The organism is Chitinophaga barathri, from assembly GCF_003807585.1.
GTDB lineage: Bacteria > Bacteroidota > Bacteroidia > Chitinophagales > Chitinophagaceae > Chitinophaga > Chitinophaga barathri.
The window spans coordinates 81,007-107,883 of sequence record NZ_RMBX01000011.1; the positions used below are offsets into that span (position 1 = coordinate 81,007).

Below are 26,877 nucleotides of genomic sequence, written 5' to 3' on the forward strand. Positions count from 1 at the left end.
GGCTTTTTTGTTGTAAGGATATCGCAGGCGCAAGGTTACGAACCTTCTTCGTTTTGGTATTCCAAAATATCGGCAGGCTGGCAATCCAGCACTTTACAAATGGCTTCAAGTGTACTGAACCGTATCGCTTTGGCTTTGCCGGTTTTGAGGATGGAAAGATTGGATAATGTCAAACCTACTTTCTCTGAAAGTTCATTTAACGACATTTTCCGTTTAGCCATCATGACATCAAGATTTACAATGATCGGCATAGCCTATACAGTTAATTCGTTTTCTGACTGGATTTCAATTCCTCTCTTAAATATCTGCGCAATAATAAATAATGTAACGGCCATAAAAAGCCATACATCAGCCCCACCTATGTGCATGGCTTGCAGATCGGGCATTTTAACGCCCTGTTTAACAAACCATTCCGCATACCCGGCGCCCCATGCTGAAAAGAAACCTATTCCCAGTGCCAGGTAAGATACGTTGGAAATAAAACGCCTTACTTCCACGCTGAAAGGCTGCGCCATGTTTAGTTTTTTATCGTGCAGGATCTTCAGGATCAGGTAAAACATAATTGCCTTCATGACCGCTACAATGCTCATCAGCAATGTTTCCACAAAAAAATACCCGCGGTCGTAATTGTATAGCCCTGACAGATCGACCCCATCCCAGAACGAATGCGCGTTAGCCGGGTTGATCACCAGGGCAACAAAGGAATTACATATAATACCGCCTGCATCAACACAGACGCCAAGGAATATGACCCAGGACAGTATATACAATACCTTCAGGATCTGCCTGGTAGTGATTTTTATTTCCATAACTGTTGGTTTTAGACAACAATGCAAATGTAATAAATATTTATTGAAAAACAATAAAAATTAATTGATCATAGGCTAATTTTTCTATGCATGCTAATAGTCGCGGGCACTACGATGGGGCTTACCAGCATTTATTTACTGTAAAATTGCCGCAATCCTATGATGACGAATATGCCAATTGCAAAATAAAGGTTGATCCGGCAACAGGGCTTAAAAGCAAAACCCGCTCACGGAGCGGGTTTTGTATACATGCCAAATGGTGTGTCGTTAATCTTTCAGGCCCAGGTAAGCCTTTACTTCCGCATAATTTTTCCAGTTCACAGCCTGCCTTCCTGCAGTATTACCCGGCACGATCATATAGCGGTATTGCTGGAATTTGTCGCCGTTGCCGTTCATAAATGTCCTCGCGTCTATATTGGAATAAAATGCCAGTGTGCCTTCATGGGCCAGGAAACGGATAATAATGCCGCTCTCGTCGGCATAAGGCAAAGGTGTGATCACGGGGTCAGCCGCGGTGTTGAGGTTGATGTATACTTTAACATCCGCGGTTGCCAGCATGGTTTTCGTCAGCTTAGGCACCTCCATATCGGCAAAAAAGCCGAGGGTATCGATTTGGCCGTTTGCGAGATGAATGGTATCCGGCTCATAGTTCATATCCATCCAGTCCGAATAGATGATGGTGGCGCCGCCATCGCCAGGATCGCCTTTGTCTCCTTTATCGCCTTTTGCGCCGGCCGGGCCGTCGGCACCCGCGGGGCCGGTGTCACCGTCTTTACCACAGGCGGCGATGAACAGAACAGAAGTTACCAGTAAAATGAAGGAAAGGGAACGGGATAATTGCTTCATGAGAGGGTATTTTGTTGATTTAATGGTTTCCGGATTGGGAAAAACAAACAAAATAGGAAAACCAATCGGTTATTTTTAACATCCCATGAAATAAACAAGCCAGCTGTCAAAATCAAAAAGCCTCCCGGCCGGAACCGGGAGGCTTTTTGTACTATAGATAAAACATCTCAATCGATCTTCCAGTCGAACAATGCGAGTTCCGAAGGAGTTTTGGATTGTTGTGCCAATGCGTACAGTTCCTTTACCCTGGCCGGGTTCTGTTTGGCGATATTATTGGTTTCGCCGGTATCCTTGTCGAGGTCGTACAGTTCCACGGTTTCCGGCTGGCCTTTGGACTTCAGGCGTACCAGTTTCCATTTGCCCTGTACTACCGCTTCTTTATATTGTTTTTCGTTGAACTGCCAGTAGAGGTAAGGATGTTGCTGGTCCTGTTTTTTTCCCTGCAGGGCATTGGTAAAACTGATGCCGTCGATATTGGCGGAAAAGGGGCTGCCGCTGAGGCCGCAAAGGGTGGGGAGCATATCCCAGAACGCCCAGATGTCGTTGCACACGGCGCCGGCCGGTACTTTGCCCGGTGCTCTCACCAGCAGCGGCACACGAATACCGCCTTCATACAGGTCACGTTTGATGCCGCGCAGCGGGCCGTTGCTGTCAAAATACTCCGGGTCCGCACCGCCTTCTTTATGCGGGCCATTGTCGCTGGTGAAAAAGATGTAAGTATTGTCATCCAGCCCCAACTCTTTGACCAGGCTCAGCACCCGTGCCACATCCTCGTCCAGTTTGGTGATCATGGCCGCAAAGGCTGCATGGGGCTGTTTTTGCGGGTGGTATGACTTTACTTCGGCTGTTTCAAACGGTGTTTCGGGCTGTAGTTTGCTGCTGCCGTCCGCATTCAGCCAGGGTTGCAGGTATTTTTGAGGCGCATGTAGTTCTGCATGGGGGATGGTAAGCGGCATATACAGGAAAAAGGGTTTGTCTTTATTTTCTTTGATAAAGCCGAGGGCCTTTTGTACGATAAGCTCATCGGAGTATTCAGTGGAATCCAGCGCTACTCTCACCGTTTTGCCTTGTTGTATTTCAAACAGGCGGTTGGTGTAGTAGTGATGCGCATGTGTTTGATTCAGGTAGCCGTAAAACGCATCGAAGCCGTGGTTTTCAGGGGCGCCGGTGGTATTCTCTTCCCCAAGGCCCCATTTGCCGAACATGCCGGTAGCATAACCATTGTTGTGCAGGCGGGTGGCCAGGGTGGTATCTGTCAGGCGAAGAGGCTCGCGGCTGTTGCCCCTGATGTAGGCATGGCCCATGTGTTTGCCCGTCATCAGCGCACAGCGGCTGGGCGCGCATACGGTGCTGCCGGAATAAAAGCGGGTGAACCTGGTGCCTTCTTTTGCCAGCCGGTCTATGTTCGGTGTAGGCACCTTATGCTGCGGGTTGTAAGCGGTCAGGTTGCCGTAGCCCAGGTCATCTGCAATAATGAAGATGATATTGGGCTGCTTTTGCTGTGCCAGTGCTGCCTGTGCAAACAGGAAGGTGCATAAGGCCAGGCTTTTGATCTTTTTTGTTATCATACTTGAAGCGTTAATGTTATTTACCATATTGCGGATTCTGTTCCAGTTGCGGATTTTCCTGTATGGCCACAGACGGTACCGGCCAGATGTAATCCCTCGATGGATTAAAACGGCGGGTATCTATCCGTTGCCCTTTGTAATTATTGATCTCTTTATTCAGTTCCGTTTCCGCTGTTTTCCAGCGGCGCACATCGAAGTAATACGCACCTTCTCCTGCCAGCTCTATTCTTCTTTCGTGCCTGATCTCTTTACGCAGCCCGTCCTGCGAAAGACCATCCGGAATATCCGGCATGCCCGCCCTGGCCCGTATGAGGTGCAGCGCATCTTTGATGAGTGTGCCGGGGCCTGTGGCTTCATTCTGTGCTTCGGCATACATCAGCAGTACGTCCGCGTAACGGAGGATGATGTAATTCAGTTCAGACTGCCCGCTGGGCTGTATAACGGCGGGTTTTATGTCGTCTTTATAGATCGTATATTTTTTCTGCCCATAGCCGGTGCGCGGATATTGCCCTTCTTTTACCACCGCGCCTTTGTACATACTACCAATAACGGTGTAGGTGGCATTCAGGCGGGGATCACGGTTTGCGTACGGTGTGGCGGGGTCGTACAGCGGTGATTCGCTGATGGGTTTTCCGTCTTTGGCATAATAGGCATCCACTACATCGGGCAGGGGAGCCACCGTATTAAATTCATCCAGCGCCATATCCAGGCCGTGGGTGAATTCGGGGAATTTGAACTGTGCGTCAAAGATCACTTCCTGGTTCCCTTCGTTCTCAAGATAAAACAAAGCACGGTAATCCGGGTAGAGGCTGTATGTTTTGGCATCTATCACCGCTTTGGCGGCATCAGCAGCTTCCTGCCATCTGCCGCTGTACAGCAGTACCCGGGCCTTGAAGGCCAGTGCGGCGCCTTTGGTGCGCGGCCCTTGTCTGTGCCGGTATAGGAGAGGGGAAGGTCCGCAGCGGCTTCGCTGAGGTCTTGTAATATCTGCGTTTGGAGGCTGGCGGCGCTATTGCGCGGCAGCGTGGCATGTTTGGCAAAATCAGGCTCCTGGAGGATGAGGGGGGCGCCGTTGTAGAGGTTCCACAAGGGAAAATAAAACACTGCCCGCAGGAATTTGGCTTCTGCTTTAAAACGTTTTTTCAGTGTTTCGTCCATCGTGACTCCGTCTATCCTTGCCAGCAGGGTATTGGCGCGGCCTATGCCAAGGTAGGCGTTCCTCCAGGTGTTGTTGACGGCGGCGGTATTTGCCGCATCGTGTACGCCCTGCGCCAGGTTGTTGAACCCGCCGGAATTATTGTAGTTGTAGGCATTGGGAGAGGCCGTTTCGTACATCACCGGCGTATTGCTGCCATATAGCCCGTCTTCGAGCAGGGCGGCGTAAGTGGCGGTAAGCGCAGCCTCGGCGTGCTCGCGGGTTTTCCAGTAAGTATCGTTGGTGAACCTGTCCGTAGGGTCCACATCCAGGAACTTATCCCCGCAGGAGCTAGCCAATAGGCCCGCGGCTATGTATATAAAGAGTTGTTTTTTCATGTTTGTCCGTTTGATCAGAGTGTAAGATTGATTCCCGCAGTGGCGGTCCTGGCGATCGGGTAGTCGATGATGTTGCCTTTGGTAAGGTTCCGCTCGGGGTCACCCAGTTTAAAGTCTGAGAATGTCACCCAGTTCTGCGCATTTACAAACACCTTCAATTGCTGGATACCCGCCGCTTTCAGCCATTGCTGCGGCAGGTTGTAGCTCAGCTGTATGTTCTTCAGGCGCAGGTAAGAGGCATCCTGTACCCAGAAGCTGGACGTCTGTACGTTCTGCGGATAGCCGTTCGCGGTAGTCAGCCTCGGCAGGCGCGCACCCGGGTTTTCGGGCGTCCAGGAATCCGTGAGCCATTCGGGCGTTACCCCCGCACCGTTTTTATAAGGCTGGGCCAGGTTGCCGGTGAGGTAAGTGGACACGTTTTGAACACCCTGAAAAAATGCTGTCAGCTCCAGCCCTTTATAGGTAGCGCCCAGTGTAAAGCTGTAGGTAAGCTCGGGGATGCTGTTGCCGATGATCACCCGGTCGTTGTTGTCTATGACGTTGTTTTTATCCGTGTCCCGGTATTTGATATCGCCGGGTTTGGTCACGGTGTTCTGTTTGGGCGATTTCAGTATTTCGTCTTCCGACTGGAAAATGCCGATCGCTTCCAGCCCGTAGAAAGCATCGATGGGCGTGCCTTCGCGGGTAATGGTATTGCCGTCGTAATAAATGGCGCCGTTCAGGTCCGTCACTTTATTTTTCAGGTATGCCAGGTTTGCCCCGATAGTGTAGCCCAATTCCCCGGCCCTGTCCGTATAAGCCGCGGTGATCTCAAATCCCTTATTGCTGACGGACCCGATGTTCCGGTAGGGCCCGGCCAGCCTGCCCACCTGTGCGGGAACGCTCACCTGGCGCAGGATATCGTCTGTTACTTTATTGAACACATCCAGTTCCAGCGTCAGTTTGTTGCGGAGCAAACCGATGTCCAGCCCGGCATTAGTGATTGTGGTGGTTTCCCAGGTCACGGCCGGGTCGCTTACCTGCGATACAGCCGCGCCGCTCAGGATGGTGCCGCCAAAGCTGTAGTTGCGGCCAATGCTCACCGCATCCACGTAACTGAACAGCGGGATGTTCTGGTTGCCCAACTGGCCCCAGGAGGCCCGGAGTTTCAGGTTAGACAGTACATTGTTGCCTTTCAGGAAGTTTTCCTCGCTGATCCTCCATCCTGCGGAAAGGGAAGGGAAAAACCCCCAGCGGTGCCCTGAGGCAAAACGGCTGGAGCCATCATAGCGGAAGCTGGCTTCCGCCAGGTATTTGCCGTTGTAGTCATAATTCACCCTGCCGAAATAACTGGCGAGTTTGGATAGCGACGATTTACCGCTCACCTGCGGTGTGGTGCTGCCGCCGTTCAACTCGGTTATTTCATTACCAAGATATCCCTGGTTGGATGCCGTGAAATCGCCATCGTTGAACCGCTCCACGCTGAAGCCTGCCAGGCCTCCCAGGTGGTGCCTGCCCAGCTGCTTCTCATAGGTGAGTGTGTGGAAATTGGTGATGTTCACGCCATCGCGGCTTGTTTGTGAAATGCCTCTTGCCGGGATGTTGCCCATAGGGGCAATGACGCCGGTTTTGGGATTGGTGAGATTGATCTGCGGATATGCAAATTTCTCACGGCCGTAAAAAAGATTAGCGGCGAGCGTGGTCTTGTATTTTATGCCGAATGGCAGCTGATACTCCAGGAAGAGGCTGGAGAGCGCCCTGAAAGTGATGTTTTGATGGAAACCTTCTTTTGCGAGTGCAAGGGGATTCCGGAAGAAGTTGTGCCCCGGCACGCGCACCCATTGATCCGCATAGGTACCGTCCTGCGCGTAAGGCACCTGCATGGGCAGGCCCCGGTAAATGAGGCCCATCAGCCCGCCTTCGCCGTTGCTTTCATCGGAGGTGTAGGCGCTTTCTTCGCTGTCCCAGTAAGTGCCGATCAGATTGGCGCCGATGCGGAGCTTGCGGCTGATCTCGGAATTAATATTGGAATTGATCGCATACTTTTTTGCCTGCGAATTGATGAGAATGCCATCCTGGTCCAGGTAGCCGAGGGATACGGAAAAGGTGGTCTTTTCGTTGCCGCCTGAAAAACGGAGATTGTGTTCCTGTATATTGGCGTTGCGGAACATGATGCCGAACCAGTCCGTATCGGGATAGATATACGGGTCTGCGCCTACCCTGTATTCATCGATCAGTGCCTGGCTGTATTCCGCAGGTTTGCCTTCGTTGGCAAGCGCGCGGTTTTTTCCTTCCATATAGGTGACGGCATCGGTAACAAGATCGGGTAGTTGCGCCGCCTGCTGTACGCCGGTGTAGCCATTGTAATCCAGCCTGAACTTCCCGGCTTTGCCTGATTTTGTTTTTACCAGTACGACGCCGTTGGCTGCGCGGTTCCCGTAAATAGCGGCGGAAGCAGCATCTTTCAGCACGGTAATGCTTTCTATATCGGAGGGATTCACATCATTCAGCGGAAATTCAACGCCATCCACCAATACAAGGGGATTACTGTTGTTGAGCGTGCCTACCCCGCGGATCCGGATGTTTGCGCCATCTGCGCCCGGGCGGCCCTTTGTCTGGTTCACGTGCACACCCGGCAAACCCTGGAGCGCCTGGGAGGCATTGGTGATCGGCCTGTTGGCAAGCGCTTTCTGATCAAGCGATGCCACGGAGCCGGTTAAACTTGTTTTTTTCTGCTGACCGTAACCTACTACCACCACCTCGCCCAGTTCTCCGGCGGATAACTGCAGCACAATGTTCAGCGGCGCATTGCCGGTCACAGTTATTTCCTGTGACTGATAGCCGGTGTAGGAGAACAGGAGGGTGGTTTTGCCTTCCGGTAACTGAAGGCTGAAGCTGCCGTCCGCCGCTGTAAGCGTGCCGCCGGACGTGCCTTTCACCCTCACACTGACGCCGGGGAGCTTTTCCCCGTCAGCTCCGGCAACGGTGCCGCCGATCTTTTTGTCCTGAAAAAAATGATTTACCGGTGGAGAGTAGCTGTAGACGATGGATGCTGCCCCGGCATATTGCGTCACGGCAAGGCATGCCGCCGCCAGGCAACATTTTTTTAATGTTGGTAACATGATGACATAAATAGTTTAATTCGCAGCACACGCCTGATCAGGGCGAAACTGCGATTGCGTGAAGAATCTGTCCGTGCTATTTTACAATAGTCTAGTTAATCGGTAGGGTAAATCTACAATGTTTATTCTGTAAATTCCAACAGCTCGTAAAAAAATTTATAAAGACAGGGCAGGTGAGGAACATATCCACGAACGCCTGCTGCACCGGTAAATACTTCAGCAACGACCTGGACGGGGAAGAGAGCCCCTGGTAAACAAATGAAAAAAGCGCGGGTACTATCTTTCCTGGAAAGACAGTACCCGCGCTTTATAGGTTTGTTTTTATTGTTTTACGACCTCGGTGCCGGTGTGCACGAACACATTGTCCGCAAGGGAATTGTTAAACGGCGCCACATCCTGCATCACGCGGGAAGGGTACCGGATGGTATCAAATTTCCCGGTCCAGTCCACGTTTTTGCTGTCACCGATGAAGATGCCGTTGGTGGTGTTTTCGATGTGGTTGAATTTGATCACGCAATCGCTGGCGGCGATATAAAAACCGGTTTCGGTTTTGCTTTTCGCCATGCCGTACATCAGGCGGATGCCCGTTTTTACGTTGCTGATGCGGTTGTGCGTGATGGTATGACCGGTACCGTTCACCCGGATGCCGCTGTTGCCGCCTTTGATGATATTGCTGTCCACCCGGCAATCATGGCCGCCGCGCATCACGATCTCGCCTTCGCAGTCTTCCAGGTAGTTTTTGATATACGAGTTGTCGCTGCTTTTGTTGCTGATCACTTCAGGTTCACCGTTGCAGCGGATGAACCGGTTGTCCCACACGATGGACGAACCTGAAATGTTGCCCAGCAGGATAGGGTCCTGGCCGATCTGCACGCATTCGCCGCCGTTGCCGTTTTTCCAGCTTACGGGTTTTTTGTCGCTGAACAGGTTGTGGGCTATCATGGTGTAGGAGGGTGTACTTTCTTTGGTCACTTTCACGGTCACGTCCATATTGTCCACGTTGTTGGAAAAGGTGCAGTGAACCACGCTGTTAAATTCCCCCATGCCGGAAATGATCACGGCGGGCATGAACTGCGTTTTGGCGGTCACTTTGCTGAAAGTGCATCCTGTGAGGCGGCAGCGTGTGGACCCGCTCAGTTCCACGAGTACGCCGCTGCGTTTTTCAACTTTCACCAGGTTACAATCCTTAAATGTGATGCCGCGCAGGATGATATTGCTGCCCGTGAGCCTAAATACGGTCTGCGACACATCGCCGCTGAATATCACTTTCCCCGGTGTTTCCGCTTCGATGGTAAGCGGCTGTTCCTCGGTAGCCGCGGTGCTAATGGTGACGGACCAGGGCGTATACGTACCGTTGGCGATTTTTACCCGGTCGCCTGCTTTCAGTTTAGGCAGTACGGCGGTAAATTCCTGTTCGTTGTGAATAAGATACGATTCGCAATAAGCGTTGGCAACGCCCAGGGAGAGGAGGGCGGTAAAGATCAAGTGTTTCATAATGTGGAATATCTGCCGTCCAAGGTAAGAAAAGGAAATGAATTCCGCGCAATGCTAGCCCCTGAAAGCCCTGGGCGTGGTCTGCTCATTTTTCCGGAAAAACTTTACAAAGTGGGAAGGGTCTTCAAATCCCAGGCTCCACCCGATATCCGCAATGCTCCAGTCCGTATGTTTCAGCAGGGCCCTCGCTTCCAGGGCAAGGCGCTCGGAGATGAGGCGGGAGGTGGTTTTGCCGGTGGTTTCTTTTAATACTTTATTCAGGTGGTTATAATGTACGCTCAGCTGGGCGGCAAATTCCCCGGGCGTACGCAGCTTGATGGATTGCATGGGCGATTCGATGGGGAACTGTCTTTCCAGCAGCTCGAGGAACAGGCCGGTGATCCTTTCCGCGGCGTTCGCGCCGGTGGTTTCGGCGGGCTTCATGAGAGCGGGGCGCAGCTTCAGCGCCGTATGCACCAGCTCCATCACGAGGTTGCGCAGTACGTCGTATTTGAACACGTAATCGGATGCTATTTCGGCAAACATTTTCTGGTAAATGACCTTCACCTGTTCAAACTCTTCGTCCGTAATGGAAAGGATAGGCGTGCCACCGGGCTGGAACATGGGGTACGACCTGATATTGCCGTACCCCTTGAAAAATTCTTCCGTGAACACGCAGTAAAAACCGGATTTCCTGTCATCCGGCCCCAGCTCCCAGTTGTAAGGCACCTGGGGGTTGGCGAACAGCAGCATGTTATGCTCCGCTTCAAACGTTTTATCCGCATAATGCACGCGGTTGTTGCCGCCGGAAATGAGGCTTATCTTGAAATAATCCTTGCGGCTATATGGCATTTTTGCTTTGCCGGCGGCTACATCTTCCAGCTCAAAGACGTTGAACTGCCCGATCCTCGCGATGATCTCGCTGGGAAGGTCGCCGAATTTGCGCCGGTAGAAGTCTGACAATGAGGTGGTCTTTCCGATCATATCTTATCGAACACTGAAGGTAATGAGTTTTACAGGTTCTGCCCTCCGGATACTTCTATGCGCTGTGCGGTGATCCAGCGGGCATCGTCCGTACAGAGGAAGGCGACTACGCCGCCCACATCATCCGGCAGGCCTACGCGGCCAAGGGCAATGGTGCCGGCCAGGTAATCGTTGATCTCCTGGTTGTCCCTCACCATGCCGCCGCTGAAATCCGTGGCGATCACGCCGGGAGCCACGATATTGGAGCGGATGCCCCGCGCGCCCAGCTCTTTGGCCTGGTAACGGGTCACTACTTCCATGGCTCCTTTCATCGCTGCGTAAGCGGAATATCCGGGGATGGAAAACCTTGCCAGGCCCGTAGAGATGTTCACGATGCCGCCGCCGTCTTCCAGGAGGTTCAGCGCCTGTTGTGTAAAGAAATATACGCCTTTAAAATGGATGTTGAACAGGGTATCGAAATCTTCAGTGCTGGTGCTGTCAAAGGAGGTGTGGATGCCTATGCCCGCGTTGTTCACGAGGTAATCGATCTTTTGCACACCAAAGGTTTTGGGGAGTTCTTTGGCAAGCGTGCTGAAGAAGGTATCGAAACTTTTTACGTCCGCGGTATTCAGCTGAAGGGCGAGCGCCTTCTGACCCAGTTTTTCCACTTCCGCTACGGTCTGTAAAGCCTCTGCCTGGTTACTGTTATAGGTAAGCACCACATCCAGTCCTTTTTTGGCGATAGCGATAGCCATATTTTTTCCGAGGCCGCGGCTGCCGCCGGTTACCAGGGCGATTTTTGATGATTGTGACATAATTCTCTTTTTTTTGACAAAGGTAAACCCATGCCAGTGGCCGGAATTAGTCCAATAGCGTGTATTTCTGGTATAATTCAAATAATGGGCAAAACCACGCTTTCTGAAAAGGCTTATTATCTTTACGCCCTCTTTTGACCAATCACCCTTTTTATATATGCCTACAACAGGCGCGCCGAAAGGCAAACTAATACTGGCGGGGATCACCTTCGCGTTTTTATGGGCTTCCGCCTCCGCTGCCACCAAGGTGGGCCTGAGCGCTGTACAACCCCTTACGCTCTTCGTGCCGCGATTTTTTATCGCTTCGGCTATTATGTTGCTCATTTCCCACGCGGGCATGAAAAAACGCCTCCCAAGGGGCAAGGAATGGATCCAGGTAGCCGTGTACGGGCTTTTTAATATTTCCCTTTATCTCGGTATTTATGTCGTAGGCATGCAGGAAACCTCCGCCGGCCTCGGCGCTTTGGCCACTGCCACCAATCCCGTATTTATCAGCCTGCTCAGCGCCATCTGGCTGCGTAAACCCCTGCGGCCGCTGACCATATTAAGCCTCACGCTCTGCCTCGGTGGGATCGCAGTGGCGGCATGGCCGCTGATAGCCGGGAGCTACGCCACGCCTCTGGGCCTTGGCCTCGTACTGCTAAGCATGGTAGCTTATTCCATCGGTTCCATTTATTTCTCCGCGAGCAATTTCAGCGACCTGCACATCTTTACGATCAACGGCTGGCAGACTTTTTTCGGCGGCCTGTTCCTGCTGCCGGTGATGATAGGCTGGTACGACCCCTCGCTGAATGATTTTAATCTCACCTGGCTGCTCGCTACGTTGTGGCTCATCGGGCCGGTGTCTATGCTGGCGGTGTTGTTATGGCTGTTCCTCCTGAAAGATAATCCCGTTAAAGCCTCCTTCTGGCTCTTCCTGTGCCCCGTATTCGGCTTCGCGATCTCCGCGGTGCTTATGCATGAACCGCTCAGTCTCTTTACCCTGGCGGGTGTTGCACTGGTGGTTCTCGGGCTGTTCCTCGTACAGCGTTGGGGAAAATAACAGGTGTGGTTGTTGATTATAATAACCATTGTGTAGCGCGGCGCGACAGTTGTATAGTACAGCCATTCTTTTTAACAACAATTGAAATACTCTCCCACAAAGGGTTGTATGGTTTGGTACGCATATTGCATATACTTCTTCAAGACCATTTCTTAAACAATTAAAAACCCAATGTGTATGAGATCTATGCTTAAAATAGTAGGCGTATTGTTGTTGTCAGCCTTCTTAATCAGTTCCTGCAGTAAGGATACAGACCCTGCAGATGTAGACGTGTTCGCCGGTACTTTCAGAGGAAAGATAGGATACACCGATGCTGAAAAAAATATCAGCCAGGACAACGGCAGCGTCTTTGTAACCAAAGTAGGTTCCCGTTATGACTTCAGATTTTCTGACGGCATTCCCGATATTACCAATGTGGAGTTCTCCAAAAAAGACGCCAACACCATGGTGAGCGTAGGTGGCTCCGGTACTGGTCTTATTACGATCAACAAAGACAAACTGGTGATCGGATTTTCGAGAGATGGCCGTAACTGGTCGGCTGATTGCGGCAGATAGCAGACAATCAGGAGCACATACTTTATTCGGCTTATAATCAAAAGGCCCGGTACCGCCGGGCCTTTTTGTTTGCTGTCGCATTTTTACAATTTTAAACTACGGCTGTTCCTTAGATTTGTCATATGAAAATATACCTGCCCGCCATCCTGTGCTGCTGCCTGTTCAATGGCGCGGAAAAACAGATCGGTAAAGCCGCCTGGCTGATCGGTACATGGGAGAACAAAACGTCCCGTGGCGTTACCTATGAAACCTGGAACAAATTAAACGAGGATGAATTCCAGGGAAAAAGTTATGCCCTGAAAGGAAAGGATACGGTTGTGTTTGAAACCGTTCAGCTCCTGCAGAAAAATGACAGGCTGTATTACATCCCGGTAGTGACCGGCCAGAATGCGGGCCTTCCGGTGACTTTCACGCTGAAGCAGGGCATGGGCGCGCAGCTGGTGTTCGAAAACCCCGCGCATGATTTCCCGCAAACGGTTTCTTATCAGCAGATCAATGCGGATTCGCTGGTGGCAGAAATATCGGGGAATAAAAACGGGCAGTTCAGGAAGATCAGTTTCCCGATGAGAAGGGTGAAATAACACTGGAAAGCGCACGCGCAGATAGAAAGTGGCAGAACAGTGGGAAAGATTGTCATTACACTATAAAACAAATCGGTTGGTAATAGCCGGCAATCCTATACTGGGGGAGGGCTGGCGTACGGAAAGGTTCCATCCATAAAAAAGATTGAGGCCGCTTCTTCATGGAAGCGGTCTCTTTTTTTCCGAAATTGTGTACAAATACTTCAGCCATGACCATCGAAAAAACAATTGAGATCAATACCGCACCTGCCAAAGTATGGCGTGTGTTCACAGATCCCGCTGTCACGAAAGAGATGGGCGGTGAGTATGTCTCCGGCTGGGAGCCCGGCAGCTCCTTCGGCTGGAAAGGACCGGACGGGAATATGTATTCCAACGGCGTGATCCTGGAGCTGATCCCTGAGCAGCTGCTGAAACACAGCCTGCTGGAGGTGCAGGATCCGGAGATACTGTTGTCCGTCATCACCTACCAGCTGATCCCGCACCAGGACGCCACGCTGCTGGCCGCAAAGGAAGAGTTGAACTACGAAGTCACGGAAGAGCAGCTGCGCGACGCCATTGAAGGCTGGGAGATCGCCTTGCGGGCGGTGAAAGACCTTGCGGAGAAGATATGACTTCATGATCAGGCAACGAACATTCGTGAAACCAACATAACAAAAAGGGTGCTCTCAGCAGCACCCTTTTTGTTTTTTACACACCTGAAATTATAAGTGATACTACATAAAGAATATGTTGAACTTATGCCCGTCAGGATCGGCAAACACGAAACCGTAATAACCCTCTCCAAACTCTTCGGGTTTGGAAACGATGGTTCCCCCGGCTTCCCGCACCTCTTTTTCCCAGTTATTCACCTCTTCCTTACTGTCAGCGGAAAGGGTAAATATGATTTCATTCCCGGCTTTTGAATCAATGATGGACCCCTTCATGGCGGGTTCCAGTATATCCTTCAAAAAGAAATGGATAATAAAATCTTTCTCGCCAAAGAAGAAACTGGTCAGTTGCTCCGACGCTCCGTTTTGTTTAAATCCGATTCCTTTATAGAATTTGGTGGTTCGTTCTAAATCCTGAACGCCGAAATTGGCCCAGATCTTTTTTGATTTCATACACTAAAAGTTTTTATGGTTAATAGCTTTTCTTTTTGATACGATGATGTTTCAAAGATAGACCATAGACTTATCAATCAGGGAGGCTGTTTGTGAAATCTTCCGGGGTGATTTTCGCCATTATGTTACTATACAGCCATAAAAAATAAAGAACAACCCGCCTGTTACATATCCTGCAGATTCTCCACGCCCTGGTTCTTCATATTCTTCCGTTTGAACAGCGTCATATCCATTTTGCCAAAACGGTAAGCGAAATTCAGTTTCAGTACCTGCGGGTTGTTCAGCCGGTAATAGTCCTGTGTAAAGCCCGGGCCTTCCGAATACATGTCCGTTTTACGGCTGCGGAATATATCGTTCACGCCCAGTGTCAGCGAAGCGGCATTGTCTTTCCCGAAAGTTTTTTTCACCGCCAGGTCCACCCCGTAAAAAGGCCGGATGTAACCCTGTGAGGCGCTTTGTGCCTGGTTTGGCGGGCCAAATCCCTGGTTGGTGTTCACGGGCAGGTTCGTTTTGCCCTGGAAATCGGCGGAGAGCTGTACGGTAAAATTCCGCGGCAGCCTGAAGTTGTTGTTCACCTTCGCAAATACGCTCCACAGCGGGTCCGCCGCGCCTTCCGCGGTGATTGCCGACCGGTACACGTTCACATTGGTAGTAAGGTCCCACCAGCGTGCGGGCGCGTTCACGGAGGTGAATTCCATGCCGTAGATATCCGCATGGTTCGCGTTGATGAAGGTATTGATGTAGGCTTCTTCCCCGGTAAAGGGGTTGGTGCCTTTGGTGAGGAAACGGGTAATGAGATGACTGGTGCGTTTGTAGTAGGCGGAGGCCAGGAAGGTATTGCTGCCTTTGAAGGTTTTGCTGTAAGCGAATTCCGCGGACTGGGTGAACTCCGGGACCAGGTCCGGGTTACCGCGCGTAATGTTCAGGTTGTCCGTAAAATCTGTGTAAGGGGAGAGCTGGAAAAAGCTCGGCCGGTTGACCCGGCGGGTAAGGCTCAGCTGTAATTCCTGGTCTTTTTTGAGTTTACGGCTCAGCGCCAGGGAAGGAAAAAGGCTAAGGGGGTAATCGTTATCGAATTTTTCGCCCGTATTGGTCAGTTTACCGGTGTATCCGGAACTTTCGGCCCTGAGGCCCGCCTTGTAGGTAAAAGCCTGTTTTACGGCCCCGGAGAGGGTAATATAACCGGCGTACACATAGTTCGTGGTGGCATAATTTACGGAAGCGGCATTTACCGGGTCAAATTCACCGCCGGGGTAGCGGATGAAATTGGCATTGTCGTTCGTCACATCCGCGTACTGGGCGCGCAGGCCGGTCTCCAGTTTCAGGGCGGGAGACAGGGGGGATATATAGTCCGTTTGCACGATCAGCAGCGTATTGTCCGCGCCGAGGATGTTTTTCTGCTGCATGGCCCCTGAATGACCATCGGTTTCGCTGGTGATAAGCCCTTCGCCGGATACTTTGCGGGTGCTCCAGGTGAAGTCTGCCGTCCATTCGCGGCCGGGTTTGGGGAAGTTGTGTTTCATGCCCAGCTGCAGGGTAGTGCCGTTGATCTCCCGTTCGGAGGTATAAAGCCTGCTGCCCAGGGCGCTTACGCTGCCGGAGGGCAACAGGCTGTCTGTCTGTATATGGATCGTTTCACCGGGCTTGAAGTTACCATGCATCTGTATGGCGGAAAGAGAGATCGTCGTTCTGTTGGATGCAAAGTAATCCAGGCCCAGCTTGCCGAACAGAAAGCCGCCGGTTGTTTTGTTTTCGTTTTGCTGGAAGATGTTCACCCTGGGTTCGTCTGTAAGGTAGCGGCTGGTATGGCCGGTGGTGCGGTTCTTTACTTGGTTGGTCATGAGGGTGGCGGAGAGGTTGAATTTTCCCTGCCGCAGGTTAAAGATGCCGCCGCCGTTGTACCCGCCGCGGCTGTCCGCGCCGGCCATGATATTGCCGTTGTAGCCGGTCTGCCGGTTCTTTTTCAGCACGATGTTCAGGATGCCCGCGTCGGCGGAGGCGTCATATTTCGCGGAAGGATTGGTGATCACTTCCACGCTGCTTATTTCGGCGGCGGGTATCTGGTCCAGGGAGAGGGTGGTGGGGCGCCCGTCTATATAGAGCTGGGGGGCGGCATTGCGGAGTTTTACATTGCCGTCTATGTCCACCTGCACGGAAGGCACGTTGCGCATTACGTCCACGGCGGTGCCGCCGGCGGATACGAGGTTCTTTTCGACGTTGAATGTTTTTTTGTCGATGTCCATCTGCATCAGCGGGCGGGCGGCGGTGACGGTCACGGTTTGCAGCTGTTTTTCCACGGGGCTGAGTTTGATATTGCCCAGGTCTTTGTCGAATGCGCTCATATCCGGCATACGGCCGGGAGCGCCGCCCATGGCGGGGCGGGCGGGGGTATTGGCGTAGGCGCCCGCCGGGGGATTGCCTGGAGTGTTATTCCCTGCCGCTGCGGGTTTCCCCCGCGCATTATGATCAGCATTGTTTGCCCCGGGAGGCCCCGCCGGCCCTGGTTTTCCCTGCGTGCTTCCGTAGGCATTGCCGGCCCCCGGCGCGCCCACAGCGCCCGGCCTGGCGCCAGCCGGCATATTGATAAAAACAATCTCCTGTTCATATGCGCTATAACCCACCGCGGAGATCTTCAGTTTAAATTTCCCCATCAGCGGCAGTTCCGCCAGGCTGAATTCTCCATTGCTCCCGGTGGTAGCGCCTTTCACGAGCACTTCGCGGAGTTTGCGGGCAGCGGTATCAAATTTCTGCTGTAGCAGGTACACGGATGCATCGCCCAGCGGTTTGCCCTGTGCGTCGGTTATTTTACCGTAAACGTGGCCGATATTGGCGGGTCTTCCGGGCGTTTGCGCGGCGGCTTGCAGTATCGTGACCAGGGTGAGGATCATGTATAAGATGAGCTGTTTCATACATTAGGTTTTCAGCGAAGCTATCCCAATGACGAAAGCGGGAGGGAGAGGTGTAGACCATGCCAGCATTCTGCGCGACCAAACGGATGTATCCCGCCACTTTACCCTGAGCGCGGGAAACAACATCTGGCTGTTATGGTTACCGGGGCCACGGGCGTACGTCGCGGCATTTGCCGGTGTAGTCGTGTCATTTACCCGTCCTGTATACAGCCACGGCGGGAAGGGATCGTTATAAGCCCGGCGGGCCGTATCTTTAATACCATGAAATCATTTTTCAGGCCCGGATATATCAATATTGCCCTCCACGTGCTCATCTGGAGCGCTATGATACTGATGCCCTACGTCGTGTCCACCAGGGAAAGCGGCTACAGCATCGGCTCCATCCCCGGCCTGTTTTTTTCCCTGTCGGGTTTCATCCATATGGCCATCTTTTATACGAACGCTTATTTCCTTATCCCCAAACTGTTCAACAAACGTTTCTGGTGGCTGTACCTGGTATCCGCCCTGTTGCTCACGGGCCTTACCATCCCGCTGAAATGGCAGATACTGGCGCACTGGTTCCCCAACACGCTGAAAGATTTTACGCTGTACCGTTTTATATTCGCGCCCTCCTTCGTCACCATGATCATCAGTTTCCTGTACCGCGTACTGTCGGACAGGATCAGGCATGAAAAAGAACAGAAGGAACGGCGCGCAGAGCAGATGGCGACTGAACTGAAATTCCTCCGCTCACAGGTAAGCCCGCATTTCCTGTTCAACGTACTCACCAACCTCGTATCGCTGGCCCGCAAGAAGTCCGACCAGATGGAGCCCGCGCTCATCCGCCTTTCCGGCCTCATGCGGTACATGCTGTACGATACGCAGCAGCAGAAAGTGGAACTGCAAAAAGAGATCGAATACCTCAACAGTTATGTGGAACTGCAAAAACTGCGTTTCGGCAATGACGTGGACATTGAATATGAAGTACAGGTACAGGACGATCATTACAACATAGAGCCGATGCTGCTCATCGCTTTTGTGGAAAACGCCTTCAAACACGGCACCGGCACCGGCGAAAACCCCTGGATCAGCATACGGCTGAAGGTGGACCAGGGCGTCATGGTGTTTGAAGTACAGAACCGTTTTGAACAGCATACCAGCAAAGACGACAGCTCCGGCATCGGGCTGCACAATGTAAAGGCACGGCTGAACCTGCTGTACAAGGGCCGGCACCAGCTGGACATAAACGAAGACAACAAGGTATTTAAGGTAACTTTAACCCTGCAACTCACATGATACGCTGCATTATCATAGACGATGAACAACTGGTCCGCGAACTGCTGGAAGACAACGTGCGGCAGATACCTTTCCTGCAACTGGTAAAGACCTGCCGCAGCGCCATGGAGGCCGTGGATGTGCTCCAATCCGGCGGGGTGGACCTCATGTTCCTGGACATACAGATGCCCGGGCTCAGCGGCCTGCAATTCCTGCAATCCCTGCAAAATCCGCCGCTCACCATCCTGGTCACCGCTTACGAAAAATATGCGCTGGAAGGTTACAACCTCCAGGTGGCGGATTATCTCCTGAAACCATTCAGCTTCGAACGTTTCCTGAAAGCCTGCAACCGCGCCGCCGAACTGCTGAAACTACAGCAGAAGCCGGCAATCCCCGCCCTGCAGGATTTTTTCGTGAACGTGGAATACACGCAGGTGAAAATAACCGTATCGGATATTGAATATATCGAAGGGCTGAAAGATTATATCAAGATACACCTGGCTTCTTCACCCAGGCCCGTGCTCACGCGCATGACCATGAAAGCCATGGAGGAAAAACTCCCGGCCGGCGCTTTTATCCGTACCCATAAATCGTACCTGGTAGCGGCTTCGCGGATCACGATGATAAAAAGGGACCTGGTATATATCGGTAAAACGGAGATACCCGTGAGTGAGTCCTACAAAGAAAATGTGACCCGCCTCAGCAATAGTTAACCTTTTCGTCTACACATTTCCCTCTTGCGTCTACATGCCCCGGAATGCCCGGCAGTGTTGGTGTAGTTTTGTATTGGCATCAAAATTATTCACCACAAAAACTGACGATCATGGGATTCGCATTCATCATTTTCTTACGCATACTGTTTGCCGCCTGTATGGTATTTATTATCGGGTATATTTTCGGGGGATTCTCGAAACGCCCGGCCCTGGCTAAGATTACAAGGGTAGCGGCTATTCTTTCCATCGTGTTATTTATCGGCATCAATGTATTGCTGATGCGTTTTGCATTCGGCCATCACAATGGCGGCCCCGGCGGCTGGCGCTGCAACGACCGGGAGTGGAGGGATCACCGCATGGATGAGCACAGGCCGTATGGCCCGGCAGTAGCGCCTCCGGCCACGCAGCCCGCACCGGCTGATACGCCTCCGGCCACACCGCCGCCTGCTCAATAGTTGAAGTTTACAGTCTGCACCTGCTTTCAGCCCAATCTGGCGCGTCATTGCGAGGAGCAGCGGGGGGTGTGCAGGAGCCGCGACGAAGCAATCTCCTGATCCTGGAGTACTTCCATTCGATGGAGGAGATTGCTTCGTCGCCCCACCCACTTTAGCGCTGCTGCTCCTCGCAATGACGGGCTTTGCGCCAGCTTAAAATTTTATTTTCGTGTAGCCCGTTACGTAAGCACGGAATTATTTAGAGATCTTTTCATGCACCCACTTCGCCTCGGTTTCGGGGGAAGCGTCGTTCTCCGCGGTAAGCCTGCTGAAGGTGCATTGCGGCCAGTCGTAGGGCTGGCTGTCGTCGAAGTAGGGGCCTACCACGCCCAGCATCCAGCCTTTGTCTGATGCCCAGTGCGGCTCAAATACGCGGAAACGGAATACTTCGTAATGCACGAAATGCTGTTGCCCGTCGTAATCGATGGTCACTCTCCTGATATGGAATATTTCGTCGGGGATGGCGGCCAGTTCCGTGGGGAACTCCAGCCAGTTGGCCAGGTTGGCTTCGGAAGATTTTTCGAGGCTGTAAAATTCCGGCGGGAAAATATGTGAGAGGTTAAAGTCTTTCAGCATGGAATAAGCGGTTTCCCGTGTGCGCACATCCCGCGCGTAGGGCATTACATCGTCCAGGCCTAAAGGGATACCGGTTTCCAGCTTGTCCAGCAGGGGTTGTATCCTTTCCAGCTTCACCTGCTGCGCGCGCCGGCTTGCTTTCCGCACCGCTATCAGGCGGTAAATGACAAATCCGGCAACGACTGCCGCTATTGCCAACAAAATGTATAAACTGAGCATAGGTAAGGTTTGATGGCTGTTAAAGAATCAAATCACCGGAGGGATCACACTTCTTCCAGCTCGCCTTCTTCAGGCTCATCGTTCTCCGGCACAGCCGCGGGACTTCTCCTTTCCCCGATCTGCTGCCGCCACATTGCGTAATATAACCCTTTATTCTCCACCAGCTCTTCATGCGTGCCTGTTTCCGCGATCTTTCCCTTTTCCAGCACGATGATCCTGTCCGAATGCATGATGGTGGAAAGGCGGTGCGCGATCAGGATGGTGATCTGTTCCCGCAGTGCGGAAATATTCCGTACAGTGTCTGTGATGGCCTCTTCCGTGAGGGAGTCGAGCGCGGAAGTAGCTTCGTCGAAGATGAGCAGGCGGGGGCGGCGTACCAGCGCGCGGGCGATGGAAATACGTTGTTTTTCACCACCGGACAATTTCAGCCCGCCTTCGCCCAGTTTGGTATAAATGCCTTTGCCCGTACGGTTCAGCAGTGCCGTGGCCGATGCTTTTTCCAGCGCTTCGGTGATCTCCGCGTCTGTAGCATCCGGCTTTACGAAAAGAAGATTGTCTTTGACGGTGCCCGCGAACAGCTGCGTATCCTGTGTTACAAACCCTATCTGCCTGCGGAGGGCGTTGTACCGGATATCCAGGGAAGACACGTCGTTGAAAAAGATATCTCCTTCCACGGGTTTGTACAGGCCTACGAGGAGTTTCACCAGGGTAGACTTACCCGAGCCGGAGGGGCCTACAAAGGCAATGGTATCGCCCGTTTTCACGGAAAAGGAAATATTATCGATGGCATTGACGGTAGCGGTTTTGTGACGGAACACGACCTGGTCGAAACGCATTTCTTCCAGCTCGCCGATCTCTACCGGTTCTTCCGGCCGCTCTTCCACGGGGCGCTGCATCAGGCGGTGAAACAGCTGTAAAGAGGCCTCCGCTTCCCGGTACTGGATGATGATATTGCCAAGGTCCTGCAGGGGTACGAATATGGCGGTGGTGATGAACTGCATGGTGATCAGCTCGCCGGTGCTGAGGATATTCCGGAAAATGAGCCAGAGCAGGATGAACAGGATGGATTGTTTCAGCAGGTTCAGCGTGGTGCCTTGCAGAAAGGAGAGCGTGCGTACCTGCCGGGTCTTTTCCATTTCAAGGTCGAATATCTGCTGGGTGAACATTTTCAGCCGCCTGATCTCGGGAAAGGTAAGCCCCAGGCTTTTCACCAGTTCTATATTCCGCAGGGACTCGGTGATGGCGCCGGAGAGCTGCAACGTTTCCCGGTTGATGGCCCGCTGCACGGATTTCATCTTCTTGCTAAGCATGCCGGTAAGCCCGCCCAGCACCAGTATACCGATCACAAACACGGGGATGAGCGCCCAGTGTTTGGTAATGGCGTACCATACCAGGAACCCCATGCCTACGAGCGAAGTAAAGAGGATATTGATGAATGCGTTGATGAACCTTTCGGTGTCGGTCCTTACTTTTTGGAGGATGGCCAGCGTTTCCCCGCTCCTTTGTTCTTCATATTCTTCGAAAGAGAGCCGGAGGGTTTGTTTCAGCCCGTCGTTGAACACCTGCATGCCGAACTTTTGTACCACGAGCCGCATCATATATTCCTGGATGGATTTGGCGGCGCGGGCCAGCAGCGCGATGGCGATGGCGATGCCCAGCCAGTACAGTACGCCTTTGATCAGTTCGGGTTCGGGCTGGGAGGGGGGCTGGGCGGTATAATCGTCGATGATCTTCCCGAAAATGAGCGGGTCTATCATGATCAGCACCTGGCTGGCCCCGGCCAGCAGCAGCGCCCAGAATACGAGCCAGCGGTGGGGTTTGAGGTAATTCCACAGGATTTGCATCCTTAAATTTACGTAGTTCGGTTGTCTTTGTCATGACAATCGGGGCGGCGGAAGGGTAAAATCAGCTGCTCGTCGGTCTTCTGTCAGCTGTTAGCTGGTCGCTCCCTCTCTTCACACAGGCGACATGCTGGCCTTATTCGGCCTTTTGGGCCAGCACCCTTAAAGTTTTCAGTTGAAACACTATCAGCGGCACCAAAAGCATATCAAAAGCATAGCAAGAGCATATCAAAAGCGTATCAAAAGCATACTTACCCCCACCCACTGCCATTTTGATCGTCCCTTTTTGGCAAAATGGCAGTCTTACTCAGCGGCATAAGGGCATTTATCAGCCTTTGACCTTTTCAGGCAGGCAGCTTGCTGGCTGCCGTCTACACCGGGTCTACACCGGGTCTACATCGGGTCTATATCGGGTTTATACCGGGTCTACACCGGGTTTGCACCGCAAATCATTGTAAACCTATTTTAGGACGGGACCGTTCCTAAGCAGTACAGAAGTAGCAGACAAGTAGTAAAAGAGTAGCAAACGCACAAAAAAAGCCCGGCCGTCTTCAGACAACCGGGCCGGAATAATCGTTTTTTTAACCCCTTAGCTGATACCCAGCAGCTCCACTTCAAAAATAAGGGCGCTATTAGGCCCGATCTGGGCGCTTACCTGCTGTTCCCCATATCCAAGGTCCGCCGGGATAAAAAAGCGCCATTTACTGCCCTCAGGCATCAATTGCAGCCCTTCCGTCCAGCCCTTGATCACCCTGTTCAAAGGAAAAGTGGCGGGCTGGCCGCGTTTTACGGAGCTGTCGAACACAGTGCCGTCTATCAGCGTGCCGTGGTAATGGCAGGTTACTTTACTGGTGGCGGAAGGTTTGGGACCGGTGCCTTCCGTGATCACCTCGTATTGCAGCCCGCTCGGCAATGCCGTTACACCGGGTTTCTCTTTATTTGCTTCCAGGAAATCCTGGCCGGCTTTCAGGTTAGCCGCTGCTTTTTCGTTCTTCATCTGGAAGAGTTTGTCCGCTATGCCCATAATATTCTTTTTGCAAAAGTAGCAAATCCCCCCGCGTAAAGATCACCCGGAATTAATCCCGCCCCCCGGCCCGCATTCCGGAATTATTGTTATTTTGGCCGGTCAGCTACTCAAACCCAGACAATTGTATATGGATTCAAGAAGAGAATTTCTCCGGAAAGCGGCGCTGCTCACAGGCACCGGCGGCCTGGCCACCATGCTGCCCGACACCATCCGCCGCGCCATGGCTATCAACCCCGCGCCCGGCAGCACCTTCCTCGATGCGGAGCACGTCGTGTTCCTCATGCAGGAAAACCGCTCCTTCGATCATTGCTTCGGCACTCTCAAAGGCGTAAGAGGGTTCAACGATCCCAGGGCGCTAAAAACACCCGAAGCGCCCAACGTCTTTTTCCAGAAAAACGACAAAGGCGAATATTTCACGCCCTTCCGCATGGATATCAAAGACACCAAAGCCACCTGGATGAGCGCCCTGCCGCACTCCTGGAGCGACCAGGTGGACGCGCGGAACCACGGCCATTACGACCGCTGGCTGGATGTAAAACGCTCCGGCAACCGCGAATACAGCAAAATGCCCCTTACCATGGGGTATTACAACCGCGAGGATATACCGTTCTATTACGCGCTGGCGGATGCATTCACCGTATGCGACCAGCATTTCTGTTCCTCCCTCACCGGCACCACGCCCAACCGTTTATATTTCTGGACGGGCACCATCCGCGAAGAAGCGCACCCGAACGTAAAAGCCAACGTCTGGAACTCGGACGTGGACTACGGCAAATGGGCCAAATGGAAAACCTTCCCCGAAGTGCTGGAAGAAAACAACGTAAGCTGGAAGATCTACCAGAACGAGATCAGCGTAGGCGTAGGGTTTGAAGGGGAAGAGGATTCCTGGCTGGCGAACTTTACGGACAACCCGATCGAATGGTTCAGCCAGTACCATGTGCAATATCATGAGCCGCACCTCGCTTACCTCCGCAAAATGAAAGAAGAGATGCCCGCACATCTTGCCCAGCTCGAAAAAGAACTGGAAGGCATGGAAAAAGGCTCCAAAACATATATCGACCAGGAGAAAAAGATCGCCGGCAGGAAAAACGCGCTGCAGCAGGCGCTGGACACCCTGAAGCTGGCGGAGGAAAAGCCTTTCAGCTCATTGCCCGCCATGGAGCAGCAGCTGCACCGCAAAGCCTTCACGACGAACCGCAACGACCCGGATTATCATTCGCTCTCCCGCCTGCAATACAAAGACGGGGAAACGGAGCGGGAAGTACAGTTGCCCAAGGGCGACATCCTGCACCAGCTTCGCCAGGACGTAAAGAACAACGAACTGCCCGCCGTATCGTGGATCGTGGCGCCGGAGAATTTCTCGGACCATCCCGGCGCGCCCTGGTATGGCGCCTGGTATCTCAGTGAAGTGATGGACATCCTCACGCAGAACCCCGAGGTATGGAAAAAGACCATCTTTGTGCTCACCTATGATGAGAACGACGGGTACTTCGACCATGTGCCGCCCTTCACCGCCCCGGCACCGGGCGCGGGCAAAGTATCCCCGGGCATAGACGCATCACTGGAATGGGTAACCAAAGATGCCCAGGCGCAGGGCAGGGGCGTCAGGGAAAGCTCCATCGGGCTGGGATACCGTGTGCCCATGGTAGTGGCTTCGCCCTGGAGCCGCGGCGGGTTTGTGAACTCCCAGGTGTTTGACCACACTTCCAACCTGCAATTCCTCGAAACCTTCCTCAGCAACAAACTGAAAAAGAAAATAAAGACGGAAAATATCTCCGGCTGGCGCCGCGCTGTATGCGGTGACCTCACGTCCATCTTCCGCCCTTACAACGGCGAAAAGATCAGCACGCCCGCTTCGCTGGAAAAGGAAAGTTTTATCGAAACCATCCACAACGCGAAGTTCAAGGCCGCTCCGGCAAACTTCAGGCCCATTACCGGGAAGATCACCGATGCGGCGAAGTACATGCCCGAACAGGAAAGAGGCATCCGCCCGGCCTGCGCTATTCCATACGAACTGATCGCGGACATCCTTCCGGGGAAAGACGGTAAAACGCTTGCCCTGGAACTGGAAGCGCGGAATAAACTGTTCAAAGGCAAAAGCGCCGGCGCAGCCTTCAATGTATACGGCGCGAAGATGGAGAACCGGTCCTACGCCGTGTCCGCGGGGGACAAGATCAGCGATGAATGGACGGGAGAGGAGCTGAGCGTGTATGGGCCGAACGGGTTCTTCAGGTCTTTTAAAGGGAAGACCGGCAAGTTTCCGCCGGTGGTAGTGAGAGGGGGGGATACCGTAAAGGGGGATTTTGTGCTCACTTTCCTGAACCCTGAAAAAAAACCGGTAAATGTATATATATCCCATGCCCATACGTCCGGAAAGGCAAGTCTGAAAGTGGAAGGAAGATACACCGCCACGTATCAGCTGGGGCTTACGCACGGCTGGTACGACATTACTTTAAAACTGCCGGATTATGGCGCGGAATACCGCTTTGCCGGGCATGTTGAAACGGGTAAGGCCAGTTTCAGCGATCCTGTGATGGGCCGGGATCTTGAATATAAAAAGTAAAATTCTCTGCTAAAGTCCTGCTTCGGTGCTGATCCTCCACATGAGTGCCGCAAGCTGGCGCTAAGCCCGTCATTGCGAGGAGCAGCAGCGCTAACGTGGGTGGGGCGACGAAGCAATCTCCTGCATCGAATGGAGGTACGCCAATATCTGGAGATTGCTTCGTCGCGGCTCCTGCACAATCCCCTGCTGCTCCTCGCAATGACGACCTTTTCACATTTATGGATGCCTACCTGTACTTCCAGTTCCGGTCCTTTGCCTCCGCGATCTGCTCCACTGCCTTTGCTACGCGTTTCTCCCGGGTGGCGTCGGTTTTGGCTTCGGCGATCCATTCCGAGTATTCTTTTTTATGCGAATAACTCCAGGCATCCCAGACCTTCAGCGCGGTTTTGTTTTTTTTCAGGGCGGCCAGCAGTTCTTCGGGCACTACCAGTTCCTTTTTGGGAGCGGCGGCTTTGGCTACTTTAATGCCCTGTTTGTTGAGCTTGTCCGCCTCTTTCAGGTAAGCGATCAGTATCTTATCCGAAGGCAGGTCTTCCAGCGAGGTGATGCGCCCCAGGCTGCCCATGGCGTTTTTTTCGCCGGTTTCCAGGATGCCTTCTTTGTCTTCCAGCAGGCTGCCTTTCCAGAAGCCGAAAGCGCAGTGTTGTTTGAAGGCGGCCATGTTGCAAAGGTTGTCCCCATGCGTGATAAAAAACGGCATGCCCCATTTCATGGCTTCGGTGGCATGCGGGCAGGCCTTGTATACAAGGTTGCGGAGGTGCTCCAAAATGGGCCGCGCAAAAGGGGCGGCTTTGGCGATAAAAGCGTCTAATGGATCCATGCCCTAATTTAAGGAAAATCCCTATCTTGTATCAAGGCCATATCTACGCCCCACGTGCATAACAAGATTTCCATC

At 52.7% G+C, this 26,877-nt stretch carries 24 protein-coding genes; 8 read left to right on the plus strand and 16 right to left on the minus strand.

Annotated elements, in window-relative coordinates; genetic code table 11:
• Positions 1–35: 35 nt before the first annotated feature.
• The 10 genes from EG028_RS19465 to EG028_RS19505 all read right to left on the minus strand — a co-directional run bounded on the left by EG028_RS19465 (position 36) and on the right by EG028_RS19505 (position 11,108).
• Complete coding sequence (locus EG028_RS19465) at positions 36–251, minus strand: helix-turn-helix domain-containing protein (protein WP_120517997.1); 216 nt, start codon at positions 249–251, stop codon at positions 36–38.
• A 3-nt stretch (positions 252–254) separates the two neighbouring features.
• Complete coding sequence (locus EG028_RS19470; protein WP_120517998.1) at positions 255–809, minus strand: DUF2975 domain-containing protein; 555 nt, start codon at positions 807–809, stop codon at positions 255–257.
• A gap of 267 nt (positions 810–1,076) precedes the next feature.
• A complete protein-coding gene (locus EG028_RS19475) occupies positions 1,077–1,655 on the minus strand; it encodes a hypothetical protein (RefSeq protein WP_123864726.1) in 579 nt (192 codons plus the stop codon).
• A 167-nt stretch (positions 1,656–1,822) separates the two neighbouring features.
• Positions 1,823–3,223: an arylsulfatase gene (locus EG028_RS19480; protein WP_120518000.1), complete on the minus strand. Its 1,401-nt coding sequence runs from the start codon at positions 3,221–3,223 to the stop codon at positions 1,823–1,825.
• A gap of 16 nt (positions 3,224–3,239) precedes the next feature.
• Positions 3,240–4,055, minus strand: coding sequence for a RagB/SusD family nutrient uptake outer membrane protein (locus EG028_RS27855; protein WP_206614476.1), 816 nt, complete (start codon positions 4,053–4,055; stop codon positions 3,240–3,242).
• A complete protein-coding gene (locus tag EG028_RS27860; protein ID WP_206614477.1) occupies positions 4,052–4,756 on the minus strand; it encodes a RagB/SusD family nutrient uptake outer membrane protein in 705 nt (234 codons plus the stop codon). Before EG028_RS27860 ends, EG028_RS27855 begins: the two co-directional genes overlap by 4 nt.
• 14 nt (positions 4,757–4,770) lie before the next feature.
• Positions 4,771–7,857 (minus strand): SusC/RagA family TonB-linked outer membrane protein, encoded by a 3,087-nt coding sequence (locus EG028_RS19490; RefSeq protein WP_120518001.1) that lies wholly within the window; start codon positions 7,855–7,857, stop codon positions 4,771–4,773.
• A gap of 321 nt (positions 7,858–8,178) precedes the next feature.
• On the minus strand, positions 8,179–9,351 hold the full coding sequence (locus EG028_RS19495; RefSeq protein ID WP_120518002.1) for a chondroitinase-B domain-containing protein: 1,173 nt from the start codon (positions 9,349–9,351) through the stop codon (positions 8,179–8,181).
• Positions 9,352–9,405: 54 nt separating this feature from the next.
• Positions 9,406–10,314 carry a helix-turn-helix domain-containing protein gene (locus EG028_RS19500; protein ID WP_120518003.1) on the minus strand — a complete coding sequence of 303 codons (909 nt, stop codon included), beginning with the start codon at positions 10,312–10,314 and terminating at the stop codon, positions 9,406–9,408.
• A 29-nt stretch (positions 10,315–10,343) separates the two neighbouring features.
• On the minus strand, positions 10,344–11,108 hold the full coding sequence (locus tag EG028_RS19505; RefSeq protein WP_120518004.1) for an SDR family NAD(P)-dependent oxidoreductase: 765 nt from the start codon (positions 11,106–11,108) through the stop codon (positions 10,344–10,346).
• A gap of 157 nt (positions 11,109–11,265) precedes the next feature.
• Between EG028_RS19505 and EG028_RS19510 the strand changes: the two genes are divergently transcribed.
• From EG028_RS19510 to EG028_RS19525, 4 genes are all read left to right on the plus strand, one after another.
• A complete protein-coding gene (locus tag EG028_RS19510) occupies positions 11,266–12,150 on the plus strand; it encodes a DMT family transporter (RefSeq protein WP_120518005.1) in 885 nt (294 codons plus the stop codon).
• Positions 12,151–12,327: 177 nt separating this feature from the next.
• A complete protein-coding gene (locus EG028_RS19515) occupies positions 12,328–12,705 on the plus strand; it encodes a hypothetical protein (RefSeq protein ID WP_120518006.1) in 378 nt (125 codons plus the stop codon).
• Positions 12,706–12,827: 122 nt separating this feature from the next.
• A complete protein-coding gene (locus EG028_RS19520) occupies positions 12,828–13,286 on the plus strand; it encodes a DUF6265 family protein (protein ID WP_120518007.1) in 459 nt (152 codons plus the stop codon).
• 209 nt (positions 13,287–13,495) lie between these two features.
• Positions 13,496–13,897: an SRPBCC family protein gene (locus EG028_RS19525; RefSeq protein ID WP_162946577.1), complete on the plus strand. Its 402-nt coding sequence runs from the start codon at positions 13,496–13,498 to the stop codon at positions 13,895–13,897.
• Between the two features lie 102 nt (positions 13,898–13,999).
• Here EG028_RS19525 and EG028_RS19530 read toward each other — a convergent pair whose 3' ends face one another.
• Positions 14,000–14,386: a VOC family protein gene (locus EG028_RS19530; protein WP_120518009.1), complete on the minus strand. Its 387-nt coding sequence runs from the start codon at positions 14,384–14,386 to the stop codon at positions 14,000–14,002.
• Positions 14,387–14,550: 164 nt separating this feature from the next.
• Positions 14,551–17,295, minus strand: a complete 2,745-nt coding sequence (locus EG028_RS19535) for an outer membrane beta-barrel protein (RefSeq protein ID WP_120518010.1) — start codon at positions 17,293–17,295, stop codon at positions 14,551–14,553.
• A 261-nt stretch (positions 17,296–17,556) separates the two neighbouring features.
• Between EG028_RS19535 and EG028_RS19540 the strand changes: the two genes are divergently transcribed.
• From EG028_RS19540 to EG028_RS19550, 3 genes are all read left to right on the plus strand, one after another.
• Positions 17,557–18,570: a sensor histidine kinase gene (locus EG028_RS19540; RefSeq protein WP_120518011.1), complete on the plus strand. Its 1,014-nt coding sequence runs from the start codon at positions 17,557–17,559 to the stop codon at positions 18,568–18,570.
• A complete protein-coding gene (locus EG028_RS19545; RefSeq protein WP_120518012.1) occupies positions 18,567–19,262 on the plus strand; it encodes a LytR/AlgR family response regulator transcription factor in 696 nt (231 codons plus the stop codon). The genes EG028_RS19540 and EG028_RS19545 overlap by 4 nt, the downstream gene beginning before the upstream one ends.
• Positions 19,263–19,372: 110 nt before the next feature.
• Positions 19,373–19,717, plus strand: coding sequence for a hypothetical protein (locus EG028_RS19550; RefSeq protein ID WP_120518013.1), 345 nt, complete (start codon positions 19,373–19,375; stop codon positions 19,715–19,717).
• Positions 19,718–19,951: 234 nt separating this feature from the next.
• On the opposite strand, the gene EG028_RS19555 is transcribed toward EG028_RS19550, so the two are convergent.
• The 3 genes from EG028_RS19555 to EG028_RS19565 all read right to left on the minus strand — a co-directional run bounded on the left by EG028_RS19555 (position 19,952) and on the right by EG028_RS19565 (position 23,416).
• Complete coding sequence (locus EG028_RS19555) at positions 19,952–20,551, minus strand: hypothetical protein (RefSeq protein WP_120518014.1); 600 nt, start codon at positions 20,549–20,551, stop codon at positions 19,952–19,954.
• A gap of 44 nt (positions 20,552–20,595) precedes the next feature.
• Positions 20,596–22,395, minus strand: a complete 1,800-nt coding sequence (locus tag EG028_RS19560; RefSeq protein ID WP_120518015.1) for an ABC transporter ATP-binding protein — start codon at positions 22,393–22,395, stop codon at positions 20,596–20,598.
• Positions 22,396–22,981: 586 nt separating this feature from the next.
• On the minus strand, positions 22,982–23,416 hold the full coding sequence (locus EG028_RS19565; protein WP_120518016.1) for an FKBP-type peptidyl-prolyl cis-trans isomerase: 435 nt from the start codon (positions 23,414–23,416) through the stop codon (positions 22,982–22,984).
• Positions 23,417–23,546: 130 nt separating this feature from the next.
• Between EG028_RS19565 and EG028_RS19570 the strand changes: the two genes are divergently transcribed.
• Positions 23,547–25,982 (plus strand): phosphocholine-specific phospholipase C, encoded by a 2,436-nt coding sequence (locus EG028_RS19570; RefSeq protein ID WP_120518017.1) that lies wholly within the window; start codon positions 23,547–23,549, stop codon positions 25,980–25,982.
• Between the two features lie 226 nt (positions 25,983–26,208).
• On the opposite strand, the gene EG028_RS19575 is transcribed toward EG028_RS19570, so the two are convergent.
• Positions 26,209–26,802, minus strand: coding sequence for a YdeI/OmpD-associated family protein (locus EG028_RS19575; protein WP_120518018.1), 594 nt, complete (start codon positions 26,800–26,802; stop codon positions 26,209–26,211).
• Between the last annotated feature and the right edge of the window lie 75 nt (positions 26,803–26,877).

Coding starts and splice junctions, on each gene's coding strand:
- EG028_RS19465 (WP_120517997.1), bottom strand. CDS start 251: ATGCCGATCATTGTAAATCTTGATGTCATGATGGCTAAACGGAAAATG.
- EG028_RS19470 (WP_120517998.1), bottom strand. CDS start 809: ATGGAAATAAAAATCACTACCAGGCAGATCCTGAAGGTATTGTATATA.
- EG028_RS19475 (WP_123864726.1), bottom strand. CDS start 1,655: ATGAAGCAATTATCCCGTTCCCTTTCCTTCATTTTACTGGTAACTTCT.
- EG028_RS19480 (WP_120518000.1), bottom strand. CDS start 3,223: ATGATAACAAAAAAGATCAAAAGCCTGGCCTTATGCACCTTCCTGTTT.
- EG028_RS27860 (WP_206614477.1), bottom strand. CDS start 4,756: ATGAAAAAACAACTCTTTATATACATAGCCGCGGGCCTATTGGCTAGC.
- EG028_RS19490 (WP_120518001.1), bottom strand. CDS start 7,857: ATGTTACCAACATTAAAAAAATGTTGCCTGGCGGCGGCATGCCTTGCC.
- EG028_RS19495 (WP_120518002.1), bottom strand. CDS start 9,351: ATGAAACACTTGATCTTTACCGCCCTCCTCTCCCTGGGCGTTGCCAAC.
- EG028_RS19500 (WP_120518003.1), bottom strand. CDS start 10,314: ATGATCGGAAAGACCACCTCATTGTCAGACTTCTACCGGCGCAAATTC.
- EG028_RS19505 (WP_120518004.1), bottom strand. CDS start 11,108: ATGTCACAATCATCAAAAATCGCCCTGGTAACCGGCGGCAGCCGCGGC.
- EG028_RS19510 (WP_120518005.1), top strand. CDS start 11,266: ATGCCTACAACAGGCGCGCCGAAAGGCAAACTAATACTGGCGGGGATC.
- EG028_RS19515 (WP_120518006.1), top strand. CDS start 12,328: ATGAGATCTATGCTTAAAATAGTAGGCGTATTGTTGTTGTCAGCCTTC.
- EG028_RS19520 (WP_120518007.1), top strand. CDS start 12,828: ATGAAAATATACCTGCCCGCCATCCTGTGCTGCTGCCTGTTCAATGGC.
- EG028_RS19525 (WP_162946577.1), top strand. CDS start 13,496: ATGACCATCGAAAAAACAATTGAGATCAATACCGCACCTGCCAAAGTA.
- EG028_RS19530 (WP_120518009.1), bottom strand. CDS start 14,386: ATGAAATCAAAAAAGATCTGGGCCAATTTCGGCGTTCAGGATTTAGAA.
- EG028_RS19535 (WP_120518010.1), bottom strand. CDS start 17,295: ATGAAACAGCTCATCTTATACATGATCCTCACCCTGGTCACGATACTG.
- EG028_RS19540 (WP_120518011.1), top strand. CDS start 17,557: ATGAAATCATTTTTCAGGCCCGGATATATCAATATTGCCCTCCACGTG.
- EG028_RS19545 (WP_120518012.1), top strand. CDS start 18,567: ATGATACGCTGCATTATCATAGACGATGAACAACTGGTCCGCGAACTG.
- EG028_RS19550 (WP_120518013.1), top strand. CDS start 19,373: ATGGGATTCGCATTCATCATTTTCTTACGCATACTGTTTGCCGCCTGT.
- EG028_RS19555 (WP_120518014.1), bottom strand. CDS start 20,551: ATGCTCAGTTTATACATTTTGTTGGCAATAGCGGCAGTCGTTGCCGGA.
- EG028_RS19560 (WP_120518015.1), bottom strand. CDS start 22,395: ATGCAAATCCTGTGGAATTACCTCAAACCCCACCGCTGGCTCGTATTC.
- EG028_RS19565 (WP_120518016.1), bottom strand. CDS start 23,416: ATGGGCATAGCGGACAAACTCTTCCAGATGAAGAACGAAAAAGCAGCG.
- EG028_RS19570 (WP_120518017.1), top strand. CDS start 23,547: ATGGATTCAAGAAGAGAATTTCTCCGGAAAGCGGCGCTGCTCACAGGC.
- EG028_RS19575 (WP_120518018.1), bottom strand. CDS start 26,802: ATGGATCCATTAGACGCTTTTATCGCCAAAGCCGCCCCTTTTGCGCGG.